General features: G+C 41.3%; 17 protein-coding genes and 1 pseudogene. 4 read left to right on the top strand and 14 right to left on the bottom strand.

Annotated features, from left to right (window positions below):
- The first annotated feature begins 234 nt into the window (after positions 1-234).
- A complete protein-coding gene (locus tag C1S74_RS01475) occupies positions 235-537 on the top strand; it encodes a hypothetical protein (protein ID WP_045467054.1) in 303 nt (100 codons plus the stop codon).
- Positions 538-753: 216 nt separating this feature from the next.
- Here the strand turns inward: C1S74_RS01475 and C1S74_RS01470 are convergent, their stop codons facing one another.
- The 4 genes from C1S74_RS01470 to C1S74_RS01445 all read right to left on the bottom strand — a co-directional run bounded on the left by C1S74_RS01470 (position 754) and on the right by C1S74_RS01445 (position 2978).
- On the bottom strand, positions 754-1020 hold the full coding sequence (locus tag C1S74_RS01470) for a barstar family protein (RefSeq protein WP_045401122.1): 267 nt from the start codon (positions 1018-1020) through the stop codon (positions 754-756).
- 143 nt (positions 1021-1163) lie between these two features.
- Positions 1164-1424: a hypothetical protein gene (locus C1S74_RS01465; protein WP_045401125.1), complete on the bottom strand. Its 261-nt coding sequence runs from the start codon at positions 1422-1424 to the stop codon at positions 1164-1166.
- 217 nt (positions 1425-1641) lie between these two features.
- On the bottom strand, positions 1642-2184 hold the full coding sequence (locus C1S74_RS01455; RefSeq protein WP_045401126.1) for a YniB family protein: 543 nt from the start codon (positions 2182-2184) through the stop codon (positions 1642-1644).
- 293 nt (positions 2185-2477) lie between these two features.
- On the bottom strand, positions 2478-2978 hold the full coding sequence (locus C1S74_RS01445; RefSeq protein ID WP_045401129.1) for a hypothetical protein: 501 nt from the start codon (positions 2976-2978) through the stop codon (positions 2478-2480).
- Between the two features lie 790 nt (positions 2979-3768).
- Here C1S74_RS01445 and C1S74_RS27040 point away from each other — a divergent pair.
- A pseudogene (locus C1S74_RS27040) lies at positions 3769-4093 on the top strand (hypothetical protein).
- A 196-nt stretch (positions 4094-4289) separates the two neighbouring features.
- Here the strand turns inward: C1S74_RS27040 and C1S74_RS01420 are convergent.
- From C1S74_RS01420 to C1S74_RS26960, 10 genes are all read right to left on the bottom strand, one after another.
- Complete coding sequence (locus C1S74_RS01420; protein ID WP_045398038.1) at positions 4290-4817, bottom strand: DEAD/DEAH box helicase family protein; 528 nt, start codon at positions 4815-4817, stop codon at positions 4290-4292.
- Between the two features lie 165 nt (positions 4818-4982).
- A complete protein-coding gene (locus C1S74_RS01410) occupies positions 4983-5285 on the bottom strand; it encodes a type II toxin-antitoxin system RelE/ParE family toxin (protein WP_020196829.1) in 303 nt (100 codons plus the stop codon).
- Positions 5273-5530 carry a type II toxin-antitoxin system Phd/YefM family antitoxin gene (locus C1S74_RS01405; RefSeq protein WP_005448240.1) on the bottom strand — a complete coding sequence of 86 codons (258 nt, stop codon included), beginning with the start codon at positions 5528-5530 and terminating at the stop codon, positions 5273-5275. The genes C1S74_RS01410 and C1S74_RS01405 overlap by 13 nt, the downstream gene beginning before the upstream one ends.
- Positions 5531-5718: 188 nt before the next feature.
- Positions 5719-6351 (bottom strand): hypothetical protein, encoded by a 633-nt coding sequence (locus C1S74_RS01395; RefSeq protein ID WP_052437291.1) that lies wholly within the window; start codon positions 6349-6351, stop codon positions 5719-5721.
- A gap of 149 nt (positions 6352-6500) precedes the next feature.
- Positions 6501-7058, bottom strand: a complete 558-nt coding sequence (locus C1S74_RS01390) for a nucleotidyltransferase family protein (RefSeq protein ID WP_045398039.1) — start codon at positions 7056-7058, stop codon at positions 6501-6503.
- A 132-nt stretch (positions 7059-7190) separates the two neighbouring features.
- Positions 7191-7373 carry a hypothetical protein gene (locus tag C1S74_RS01385; RefSeq protein WP_045398041.1) on the bottom strand — a complete coding sequence of 61 codons (183 nt, stop codon included), beginning with the start codon at positions 7371-7373 and terminating at the stop codon, positions 7191-7193.
- Positions 7374-7382: 9 nt separating this feature from the next.
- Entirely contained in the window at positions 7383-7784 is a 402-nt protein-coding gene (locus C1S74_RS01380) for a hypothetical protein (protein ID WP_031856960.1), read from the bottom strand.
- A 250-nt stretch (positions 7785-8034) separates the two neighbouring features.
- On the bottom strand, positions 8035-8334 hold the full coding sequence (locus C1S74_RS26495) for a hypothetical protein (RefSeq protein ID WP_231578756.1): 300 nt from the start codon (positions 8332-8334) through the stop codon (positions 8035-8037).
- 762 nt (positions 8335-9096) lie between these two features.
- Entirely contained in the window at positions 9097-9483 is a 387-nt protein-coding gene (locus C1S74_RS01355) for a hypothetical protein (protein ID WP_045398047.1), read from the bottom strand.
- 981 nt (positions 9484-10464) lie between these two features.
- Positions 10465-10599, bottom strand: a complete 135-nt coding sequence (locus tag C1S74_RS26960; protein WP_269423385.1) for a hypothetical protein — start codon at positions 10597-10599, stop codon at positions 10465-10467.
- A gap of 341 nt (positions 10600-10940) precedes the next feature.
- Between C1S74_RS26960 and C1S74_RS01330 the strand changes: the two genes are divergently transcribed.
- Positions 10941-11213: a type II toxin-antitoxin system TacA family antitoxin gene (locus tag C1S74_RS01330; RefSeq protein WP_045398049.1), complete on the top strand. Its 273-nt coding sequence runs from the start codon at positions 10941-10943 to the stop codon at positions 11211-11213.
- Positions 11210-11707 carry a GNAT family N-acetyltransferase gene (locus C1S74_RS01325; RefSeq protein ID WP_045398052.1) on the top strand — a complete coding sequence of 166 codons (498 nt, stop codon included), beginning with the start codon at positions 11210-11212 and terminating at the stop codon, positions 11705-11707. Before C1S74_RS01330 ends, C1S74_RS01325 begins: the two co-directional genes overlap by 4 nt.
- Positions 11708-12977 lie beyond the last annotated feature (1270 nt).

Here is a 12977-nt window from a genome sequence, read left to right as displayed (position 1 = left end):
GTCACCTAACGCCCTGCTAAGGGGTGAGCAACGCAATACCGAAGCCGCCGCATACCACCTTAATCACTAAATTCAACGCACAGTAAAAATGCCACGCGTTGCGAATCCCTCTTGAGCAGTTTGTTAGTCGCGAGGCACCGAGCGACAATTTTAAGCCGAACTAAACTTTGCAAACAACAAACTTTATGTGTTTTGATGCACTTAAGTCTGGCGTAGTCTCAAAGCGGCTACTCAATGAAACCACTTAGAAAAAACAGCGCCGCAGAAAACGGACTGACAACACCAAAAAGCGCTTTTGGAAAACCAATCTCACAGTGCGGACTTTCAACAAAATCACTGAAACCACGTGGAACTTACAACACCAGAGAAGACGACTTTTCAGCGAGTAGATCTGCTTTTGAACCAACAAACTCACCGGGCAGAGTTGCAACCAAGAACAGACGCTCGATTGCCCTGTTCTGTCAGCGCCAAAGAACAAAAAAACCGCTTGGACACTTGCAAAACTTTGGATTTGAAACAGCTGAAACTGAGTTTTGACCATCGATGAAGAGCCTGTATAGCAAACAATCATCAGCCAAATTTTAAGCTTAGAAACATGATTTTGATTGCTAGCTTTTTCTGGCGACTAACGCCCTGTTAAGGTGTGAGCAACGCAATACCAATGCCGCCGCATACCACCTTAATCACTTAAACCAACGCATAGTAAAAATGCCACGCGTTGTGAATCACTCTTAAACAGTTTGTTATAGCTCATTAGTCCCAGTCTACTCTGGTACCTATATTTGGATACTCTCGGCTCAAATCATCAAAACAACTTTTTAAAGATTCGAAACTCTCTGGGAGAGCTGACTTCAGATGATTAGAGCCTACAAACTCTATGTCTTTAGGCAAATCCGAATCACAAAGGCAATCCCAAAAAGCATCCCAGTTTTTTCCATAATAATCTGGAAAACCAAAGCAATTAGCCATCAATTCATGAAGTTGATTTTCGTTCTCTATCATTATTAAATCAATGCGCATAATCCCTCTTCTGATAAATACCTCTGCGCTATAACGCCGCATTAAGGTGTGACGCACGCTTGGCTATACTTGAGCGAAGCGAAACTGCCAAGCGTAAGGAATCACTCTTAAATGCTTTGTTATGCGCATTGTTGATTAGCTCGCTATCGCGCCAATTCGACCTGGTTTCGTATGTAAGTTGGAATAGCGAGCTTGTCGTCTAAACTTTCAAATTTTGAAGCGGTATTTGCGCCAACAATCTCGTTCAGTTCATCAAAGCTAACCCCAATGACTCTACATGCAGTCATAAGACCATTAATAAATGACTTCTTTTCTCGTTTTTGTTGCGCTTCACTCGCTGGAATTTCTAAGTATTCAAAATATTCTTGACTGAGTAAAGCTAACAACTCTGCTTTCGATTCCATACCGACGCCTTTTATTCGAAACATATTGCTCTATTATCAGCTAGTTAACGTATGAATTCTAGGCAATAGATCTAACATTTTTATCCGAGCGACTAACGCCCTGTTAAGGGGTGAGCAACGCAATACCGATGCCGCCGCACACCACCTTAATCACTAAAATCAACGCATGGTAAAAATGCCACGCGTTGCGAATCACTCTTAAACAGTTTGTTAGCAGCTAGAAACCCGCTAGTTTCAACAGAATTCCAGCGACTACAGCTGTAACAATTGGAGCTACATAGAGTTGCTGAAACTGAGTGAAAATACTCGTATTGGGAATTTCTACAGAGTCTTCAATTTCCTTTCGGCTCCTAGCCGTATTCCCTGACATAGATTCCTTTATCAGTTGGTCCTCAATTTGCTCGCGAATTTTAGCTAAACGTTTAGCTAACTTATCGCCTGATGCTTTCAAAGCTGCGCCGATAAACAGAACAGCGTAAGTCAGGAAGAAATACAAGTTATCTATGTTTATTAAGTCTAAGTGGTTAGGGATAGGAGAATAATTCCACAAGACATTAAGAAACTGTGTGTTCTCATAAATTATAGAAATAATGCGTTTCACAGGCTCAGATAAAGCAGAGCCTAATTTACTGCCATCATCTAGTCCCCAATATAGAAACTTTAAAAGTGATATCGCAATCGAGCACAAAGCTAACATCGCAATAATCACACCTAACACCCGCTTAACTCTAGATTTGTTTAGGGCTTCTTTATAATTCACCACTTTCCCTCATAGTTTATTTTTCTGGCTGCTAACGCCCTGTTAAGGTGTGAGCAACGCAATACCTAAGCCGCCGCATACCACCTTAACCACTAAAACTAACGCATAATAAAAATGCCACGCGTTGCGAATCACTCTTAAACAGTTTGTTAGTTTTTGGTTTTTACGTAATTGTCGAAAATTTGCTGTTGTTGTTCTTCAAAATTGTCAAACTCGGCAAGTTTCAGACAGTTACACCCTGAAGGAGTTAGATAATAAGCAAAAACCTCACCACCAATGTAAACACGTTCATTTTATGGCTTGGCGTTCTGTATTTCACGCTGTTCTTCCATCATATGAGGGATCAGTTCAATCAAATTACCGGTTGGTACACTACATTCAGGTTTAACAGCCGTGCCATATTGCAACAATTCAGATTCAAAATTACTTGTGGAGCGATATGCATATGACACAATTTGACCACTCTCTTCACAAACACCAAATTGATAAACTGTTGTAGTGAAATCATCGGGTAGCGAATGCTCAGCTTTATACTCACACCATAACTTTCGAAGTGCGTTTGGTGTATGAAAATCAAGATTTCTAATTCCTTTAACAATCATCTGAGTGCTAGCATCAAGTAGCCATCTGTTTGCAAACCCGCCAGCACCTGTCCCTGCAACAATAGTTTTCAAGTGAGGGATGTAACCAGCTTTGGTTACAAACGCAAATGGTTCACCCGCGTTATCTACTGCCAAAGTATCTGTAGCTACTAGTGCTTGTGTACTGTCTGTATAAAAAATTAATGATGACATTTAACCTCCAAAAACTAACGCCTTGCTAAGGTGTGAGTAACGCAATTCAAAAGCTACCGCACAGCGCCTTAATCATATAAGCCACCGCAAAGTAAAAATGCCACGCGTTACGAATCACTCTTAAGCAATTTGTTAGTACATGCACTACTTCTATTTATGCGTTCCAAGATATTGAAAAGTGACATGATATGAAAGGCTTTGAACACTGAAGTGAGACGGGCAGCTACAAAACTTTACCCCGATTGAAAGACGAAAGTTGGCTAGAAGAAAAACGCAATGAACTGCCCTACTTTCGCTAGCTTCAAATTAGAAAAGGATTCGTTCCTCGTACTTCAACAGCAACACCAAAAGTAACCAAGGTTCTCTCAAAAGCCGCCACAAAAATGAAGAAGCGCCAAAGAAATAGGCTAAGAGTTAGAAACCGTAAACGGTGAATTCAAAGCGAACACTCCGCATATAGTGCCACCGGAAAGAACGTGAAAGGTACAAACTGAAAGGTGTAAAGACGAGCGCCAAAACAGATCAACACCAAAACTTATGACCTTTGATGCCAAACCCGTACTAACGCCCTGCTAAGGGGTGAGCAACGCAATACCGAAGCTACCGCAAACCACCTTAATCACTAAATTCAACGCATAGTAAAAATGCCACGCGTTGCGAATCCCTCTTGAGCAGTTTGTTAGTCGCGAGGCACCGAGCGACAATTTTAAGCCGAACTAAACTTTGCGAACAACAAACTTTATGTGCTTTGATGCACTTAAGTCAGGCGTAGTCTCAAAGCGGCTACTCAATGAAACCACTTGGAACAATCAACGCCGTAGAAAACGGACTGACAACACCAAAAAGCGCTTTTGGAAAGCCAATCTCACAGTGCGGACTTTCAACAAAGTCATTGAAACCACGTGGAACTTACCACACCAGAGAAAACGTCATTTCGGCGAGTAAATCGGCTTTTGTACCCAACAAACTCACCGAGCGGAGTTGCAACCAAAAACAGACTCTCGATTGCCCTTCTCTGTCAGCACCAATGGACAAGACAACCGCTAGGACAGTTACAAAACTTTGGACTTAAAACAGCTGAAAATGAGTTTAGACCAACGACGATGAACCTGTGAACCGAACAATCAGCAGTCAAATCTTGAGCTCATAAGCATGATTTTGACTACTAGCTTTTTCTGGCGACTAACGCCTTGTTAAGGTGTGAGGCGCGCAATACCAATGCTTCCGCATACCACCCTAACCACTAAACCTGACGCATGGTAAAAGTGCCACGCGTGCCGAATCACTCTTGAACAATTTGTTATGCGAATTTTAACTCACGTGCGCAACTATTAACTTTGCGACATCACCCGCTGAAAGCACAGTATTATCAATTGATAAAGAATGTTCATGAGCTATAGCATTGAATTTCATATCTGTGAGTACTTTAGCCATAGCTTCTTGGCATGATAGCTTGTGTGAATTAACTCTGTCACATGACGTTGAACGCTCATACAACTCTTCTTTCGTTGGGTTTAAATGAATAGGGAAGATGGTGATGCCTTCAGCCGTGAAAAACTCTAAATACTGATTTACTTCCGCAGCATCACTTTCTGAACATGTCATTGAGGTCATTACTAGATGAGTTACACCTATTTCATGAGCTTTCGCTAAAACTGTTCGTCTAATTTGATTGGTAAATGCAATAAAGTCCTTTTCACCAAAACTTTCATAAATCGAAAGGCTTAAGTCAACCGTTAAATGGTTATGGAAGAGTTTATAGCCATATTTTTCATGGAGTACTTTAGCCACAGTTAACTTCCCTGCTGCTGGTGCTCCGTGTAGCCAAACCAATTTCATTGCTCTTCCTCAAAGTGTCTATTTGCATAACGCCCTGTTAAGGTGTGAGCAACGCAATACCAAAGTCGCTGCATACCACCTTAAACACTAAAACCAACGCATAGTAAAAATGCCACGCGTTGCGAATCACTCTTAAACAGTTTGTTAGCCGCTCATTCCCAAAGGTTATTGCTTACTCAACAAGAACTTACGCAAATCTCTCTCTGCACGCATAACAAACAGAATAAACACTTTGTCACCGTCTTGTTTATAGAAAACACGACATGGATTAACGACAACTTCACGATAACTTAAATGTTCTAGTTCGGATGGAATACGACCTGACTCTGGGAAAGTTTGTAGGCGTTCGACTTTGGAGAAGATCGTTTGTACTAACTGCTTTGCAGCTACGATATTTTCAAGTGCGATGTATTCAGCGATATCATTGAGGTCAGATAACGCTGGTTCAGTCCAGATTATTTCAGCCATTTTGACATTTTATCCTTGGCTTCATCATGACTTACCACTTTACCGTCAGCTAGTGCACGCTCACCTCGTGCAATACCCTCAAGAATAGCTAAACGATTTTGCATAAACTCGTAGTCATCAACATCAACTAGATACGCAGATGGCTTACCATGCTCAGTAATTAACACTGGTTCTTTGGTGTCGTGGAGATCGGCGAGGATCTTAGTTGCTTGACGTTTAAGTGATGTAACTAGTTCTACTTTCATGAGAGCTGCTCCAAAGGAATACTAAAGTGATACTATTCTATCACTTTGAGTATAGCAAGCTCCATGACGGCTAACGCCCTGTTAAGGTGTGAGCAACGCAATACCGATGCCGCCGCATACCACCTTAAACACTAAACGCAACGCATAGTAAAAATGCCACGCGTTGCGAATCACTCTTAAACAGTTTGTTAGTTTTCTTCAGCACCGTACCTACGAACAAAAAGGTTCACACTTTCAAGCATTATTTTGGCTCGTTCCCTATTACTAATTTCGTCCCATTTACCATGGGCAGCTTCATTTCTAAGTCCAGCCCAAGCCAGAATATCCTTATTATCTTGGGATGTTAGAAGCTTATTTTCATATAACTTTTTCGCATAGTTGGAGATCCCAGCTTTTAAATTACCCATTTTTACATTTTCTCGTTCCACCCACTTGGCTAGAAACTCCTCCAATGTTGCGCCAATTAAAACTATTGCTGCAGCAGGGTGTACCTTCTTATCATTGAGTAAAACTCTAGCCTGTTCTAGAAAGTCGGATACGATTTTATCTTCTGCTTGCTGGAGAGGAGTAAAATCCTCAACAAACCCTTCTTCAACGAACTCTAAAAAACCAATTAGTATGTTTGATATAGCGTCTTTATCTGGATTTTTGTCGTCTAGAAACAACAGTGAGGTATAAAATTCACTCTCATCACCAATGTAAACTCGAAAAAACTCTTTAGCTCTAGCAGCTAAACTATGCGCTTTGGGTGAGCCAGGATCAATTTTCTCCGCCTCGACAATTAACTTTCTTATATACTTTACTGCTTTATCTACTTGCATCTGACATCTCGTTCTTGAAAAACTAACGCCGCGTTAAGTGGTGAGCAACGCTACCACCTTACCTAAACCATTGTGCCGTAAACACTTAAGCCAAAGCAAACCGGAAATGCCAAGCGTTGGGAATCCGTCTTAAACGCTTTGTTAGTTGGCTATTCCCAAGGTTCCACTGTAATGTCAGGCCAACGCTTACGATAACCACCGACCATTTGATTGTAGCTTTCGCGCGTCATTGCAATGGGATTTGGCTTTACCCTTTTATTGAATGCGTCAGATAGCCCATAAGGTGAATAAATACGCATGGTACCGTGTGAATTTAACCTAAATCCGATCGCAAATGCAGATAGCCAAGAATCAATGCCCTGCTCTACTTTTGTATATGCAGGTATAGTTTGACCAAATTTATAAGGGTACCATTCATGAACACGTGCTTGGTTTACCACATCAATTGGGACTTCATGCTTCACGGTACTGTTAATTCTGCGTTTGTAGCTTTCTTCATTAGATGTACTAGCGCTATCGAAGTAAACAATATCGAAGTCCTTAACGTTCTTGAGTGACCTTTCACCTGAAAGTGAGTTCCAAATCAGTTGTGTGACTGAACCACCGGCAATGAAGTAGTCAGGTAATCCAACCTCAATACATGCTTGAGCAGTTTCCATTAGCTCAGGAGTATTTCTAATTAACTTTTCTAGTTGATGTTCTAACATGTTCCCCCTGCCAACTAACGCCCAATTAAGGTGTGAAGCACGCAACCACGACACTTAATTTGAACGCCGTAATCACTGAACTCAATCCAAACCAAAAATGCCAAGCGTGCTGAATCACTCTTAAATTGTTTGTTAGGTGTTTTTCAGCGCATATGCTTTGAGGTGTACTTCTGCAGCAGACTCAGGGTCTAAACCTCGTAGTTGGGTAGTTCGAGTGCTACCATCTGGTAAAGTAACATTCAAGGTATCACCTGTAATGGCGTAGTAAGCAGTTATTACTTTACCATTACTTTCAATACTGATTTCTTCATGCATATTTGTCCCTTACTTATTGCCTTTGCCTAAATCTTGTTTGAGTTTCTCTATATTGAGTTTGAGTAATTCGTCTTGAAGTGGTTGCACTACAAGATGCCATGTCCTAAAACCATACCAAATCATTAGAAGCCCGACAGCAGCAAAAACACCTAAACTTAACAAGAATATCGTTTTATTTGTTTTTGCAATTTTTAGCTTATTATCTAAAACTTGAAAGCGAGCTTCTTCTGATACAGAGCGGACAGGATCTGCAGCTAAAGTGGCGTATTCAACAGCAATATCAAACGCTAGAGTGTTGGTACTATGGTTTACATAAACTAACGAACTCACGCTAAATATAAGCAGTAGAAGACCAAATAATGCGTAAAATTTGTAAATATTATCCGTTGGTAAAGGAACCCTGCTTTCCATTAATATGACCTCGAAACTTCAATAACACCTAACGCCCTGCTAAGGGGTGAGCAACGCAATACCGAAGCCACTGCATACCACCTTAATCACTAAACTCAACGCATAGTGAAAATGCCACGCGTTGCGAATCCCTCTTGAGCAGCTTGTTAGTTTGCAAACCCAAGACGTTGATTTTACGTTATTTTAAACTTTGCAAACAATAAACTTTATGTATCTTGATGCACCTAAGTCAGGCGTAGTCTCAAAGCGGCTACTCAATGAAACCACTTGGAACAAACAACGCCGCGGAAAACGAACTCACAACACCAAAAAGCGCTTTTGGAAAACCAATCTCACAATGCGGACTTTCAACAAAGTCACTGAAACCACGTGGAACTTGCCACACCAGAGAAAACGTCATTTCAACGTGTAAATCGGCTTTTGTACCAACAAACTCAACGAGCAGAGTTTCAGCAAAAAAGTTCAACTCAGTTAACCCAAAAGTCGCCGTACCAAAGAACAAATCAACCGATGAAACGATACCAATTTGGGCAATTTTGGATTTAGCCACGCTAGTTAACACTGAAATTGAACACCGATATAACAATTTCGGCTTTAAGCTTTTACCACTAGATCTTGCGATATAGCTGCGTTTTTCCTCTTGCAAACTAACGCCTTGCTAAGGTGTGAGTAACGCAATACAACAGCTACCGCACAGCACCTTAATCACATAAGCCACCGCATAGTAAAAATGCCACGCGTTACGAATCACTCTTAAGCAATTTGTTAGTACATGCGCTACTTCTATTGATGCGCTCCAAGATATTGAAAACTGCGATGATATGAAAGGCTTTGAACACTGAAGTGAGACGGGCAGCTACAAAACTTAACTCCAATTGAGAGACGAAAATTGGCTAGAAGAAAAACGCACTGAACTGCCCGAATTTCACTGGCTTCAAATTAGAAAAGGATTCGTTCCTCGCACTTCAACAGCAACACCAAAAGTAACCAAGGTTATCTCAAAAGCCACCACGAAAATGAAGAAGCGCCAAAGAAATAGGCTAAGAGTTAGAAACCGTAAACGGTGAAATCAAAGCGAACACTCCGCATATAGTGCCACCGGAAAGAACGTGAAAGGCACTAACTGAAAGGTGTAAAGACGAGCGCCAAAACAGATAAACACCAAAACTTATGACCTTTGATGTCAAACCCGTACTAACGCCCTGTTAAGGGGTGAGCAACGCAATACCGAAGCTGCCGCATACCACCTTAACCACTAAAACTAACGCATAGTAAAAATGCCACGCGTTGCGAATCCCTCTTGAACAGTTTGTTATGTACGTACTTTACTCAGTATCAGATACTTCTCGGCACACTCAGAAAACAAAGTATATGGATTCATACTATTCCCATAGTTTTGAAACAATAGCTGCCCACTTTCTATCTGAGCACTTACCTCTAGATTTGAAAGTCCACTCGCTTCAGACGCAGTTAACCCCTCAAAAATAACGTATTGCTCATCTAGTATATATTCTCCACTTAATAAACGTTTTTCGATCTTGACCTCAAAGTAGTTCCTACCCTGTTTTTCAAACAGCTTAACTTCTAAGCTACAAGATAACTTGTCGCTATTCAGATAAGTTCCGATAAGTCCGTCGTTAGGTTCAGCAAGTACAGATGTCGATAAAAGCCCCAAGAGAAGATAGCTTACTTTCTTCACATTACCTCCTAGTACATAACGCCCTGCTAAGGGGTGAGCAACGCAATACCAAAGCCGCCGCAAACCACCTTAATCACTAAATTCAACGCATAGTAAAAATGCCACGCGTTGCGAATCCCTCTTGAGCAGTTTGTTAGTCGCGAGGCACCGAGCGACAACTTTAAGCCGAACTAAACTTTGCGAACAACAAACTTTATGTGCTTTGATGCACTAAAGTCAGGCGTAGTCTCAAAGCGGCTACTCAATGAAACCACTTAGAAAAAACAGCGCCGCAGAAAACGGACTGACAAGACCAAAAAGCGCTTTTGGAAAACCAATTTCACAGTGCGGACTTTCAACAAAGTCACTGAAACCACGTGGAACTAACAACACCAGAGAAAACGTCCTTTCAGCAAGTAAATAAGCTTTTAAACCAACAAACTCACCGAGCAGATTTGCAACCAAAAACAGATTTTCGATTACCCCGCTCTATCACCACCAAAGAACGAAACAACCGCTTGGAAAATAGCAATGCATTGATTTAGAACCGATGAAACTGAGCTTTGACCGTCGAAGATGGAACTATGAATCAAACAACCAGTAGCCAAGTTTTGAGCTTAGAAACATGATTTTGACTGCTAGCTTTTTCTGGCGACTAACGCCCTGCTAAGGGGTGAGCAACGCAATACCGATGTTGCCGCAAACCACCTTAATCACTAAATTCAACGCATAGTAAAAATGCCACGCGTTGTGAATCCCTCTTGAGCAGTTTGTTAGTTTGCAAACCCAAAGCGTTGATTTTACGTTATTTTAAACTTTGCGAACAACAAACTTTATGTGCCTTGATGCACTTAATTCAGGCGTAGTCTCAAAGCGGCTACTCAATGAAACCACGTGGAACAAACAACGACGCAGAAAACGAACTCACAACACCAAAAAGCACTTTTGGAAAACCAATCTCACAATGCGGACTTTCAACAAAGTCACTGAAACCACATGAATTTACCACACCAAAGAAAACGTCATTTCAGCGAGTAAATCGGCTTTTGTACCAACAAACTTAACGAACAGAGTTTCAGCAAAAAAGCTCAACTCAGTTAACCCAAAAGTCACCGTACCAAAGAACAAATCAACCATTGAAACCATGTCAATTTTGGATTTTCACCACGTGAGTTAACACTGAAATTGAACGCCGATACGACGATTTCGACTTTGAACTTTTACCACTAGATCTTGCGATATAGCTGCGTTTTTCCTCTTGCAAACTAACGCCCAATTAAGGTGTGAAGCACGCGACCACGACACCTAATTTGACCACCGTAAACACTAAACTTAACTGAAACCAAAAATGCCAAGCGTGCTGAATCACTCTTAAATTGTTTGTTAGTTTGCGTGCCAAAGTGACACAAAGATTGCTTATTGCACACTTTAAGACCATAATACCTATGTGACACTTTGACACAACAGGAGATATAATTATGGCTACTACTTTGCCTCGCATCACCGCTAGAGTTGATATCGATACACAAGACTTACTTACTAAGGCTGCCGCGATCGCCGGCATGTCTAGCATTAACTCGTTTGTTCTAAGCGCTGCAATCGAAAAAGCCAAACAAGTTATCGAACGTGAACAGGCTTTAAAACTGAGCCAAGCTGATGCTATGTTGCTGATGGAAGCTTTAGACCGCCCTGCTACACAGAACTCAAAACTAAAAGCTGCTGCTGATCGATACGAGAGCAAAACTCAATGATGAATACGGTACTTCTAGATAAAGCTAAACACGATAGAAACCGATTCAACTGTGGTATCGAAGCTCTCAATAATTACTTAAAAGTAATGGCGAGTCAGCAAGCAAAAAAAGACAACACCAGAACGTTTGTTTTGGAAGATGATAACGACAACTCATATGTCATCGGCTTTTACACGCTAACAATGACACCAATTGACTTAAAGGCATTACCCGATAAGTTACAAAAAAAACACCAATCATCCACCTCTGGTGGTCTGATTGCCCGCCTTGCTGTCGATGACCGATACAAAGGGAAAGGCTTTGGTGAGTGGCTGCTTATTGACGCACTCAGAAAGCTATTAGCTGCAAGTGATAGCGTTGCATTTCCAGTTGTTATCGTTGATGCCAAAGACGGTGCGAAACACTTCTATGAACGCTATGGTTTTCAAGCATTTGAAGACGCTGAAAATAAACTCTTCATCACCATTGCTGATGTGAGAGCAAGCTTAGGCTAGTTAATCGCTAGCCTTTAGCAAACTAACGCCCTGCTAAGGGGTGAGCAACGCAATACAAAAGCCGCCGCAAACCACCTTAATCACTAAATTCAACGCATAGTGAAAATGCCACGCGTTGTGAATCCCTCTTGAGCAGTTTGTTAGTTTGCAAACCCAAAGCGTTGATTTTACGTTATTTTGAACTATGCAAACAATAAACTTTATGTGTTTTGATGCACTTAAGTCAGGCATAGTCTCAAAGCGGCTACTCAATGAAACCACGTGGAACAAACAACCCCGCAGAAAGCGAACTCACAACACCAAAAAGCGCTTTTGGAAAACCAATCTCACAATACGAACTTTCAACAAAGTCACTGAAACCACATGAACTTTCCACAACAGAAAAAACGTCATATCAGCGAGTAAATCGGCTTTTGTACCAACAAACTAAACGAGCAGAATTTCAGCAAAAAAGCTCAACTCAGTTAACCCAAAAAGTCGCCGCACCAAAGAACAAATCAACCGTTGAAACGATGCCAATTTTGAATTTTCACCACGCTAGTTAACACTGAAATTGAACGCCAATACGACAATTTCAACCTTGAGCTTTTACCACTAGATCTTGCGATATAGCTGCGTTTTTCCTCTTGCAAACTAACGCCTTGCTAAGGTGTGAGTAACGCAATACAAAAGCTACCGCACGGCGCCTTAATCACATAAGCCACCGCAAAGTAAAAATGCCACGCGTTACGAATCACTCTTAAGCAATTTGTTAGTACATGCGCTACTTTTATTTATGCGCTCCAAGATATTGAAAATTGAGATGATATGAAAGGACTTGAACACTGAAGTGAGACGGACAGCTGCAAAACTTTACCGTCATTGAGAGACGAAAGTTGGCTAGAAGAAAAACGCACAGAATTCCACGAATTTCACTGCCTTCAAATTAGAAAAGGATTCGGTCCTCGCACTCCGACGACAGCCCCCAAGGAAAAACAAGATTCACTTAGAAAACAACGCGAAAGAGAAGAAGCGCCAAAGAAATAGGCTAAGAGTTAGAAACCGTAAACGGTAAAATCAAAGCAAACACTCCGCATATAGTGCCACCGGAAAGAACGTGAAAGGTACAAACTGAAAGGTGTAAAGACGAGCGCCAAAACAGATAAACACCAAAACTTATGACCTTTGATGTCAAACCCGTACTAACGCCTTGCTAAGGTGTGAGTAACGCAATACAAAAGCTACCGCACAGCGCCTTAATCACATAAGCCACCGCAAAGTAAAAATGCCA

Source organism: Vibrio hyugaensis (assembly GCF_002906655.1).
Classification (GTDB): domain Bacteria; phylum Pseudomonadota; class Gammaproteobacteria; order Enterobacterales; family Vibrionaceae; genus Vibrio; species Vibrio hyugaensis.
The sequence above is the reverse complement of the archived record's forward strand: the minus strand, read 5'-3'. Positions and strand labels throughout refer to the sequence as shown.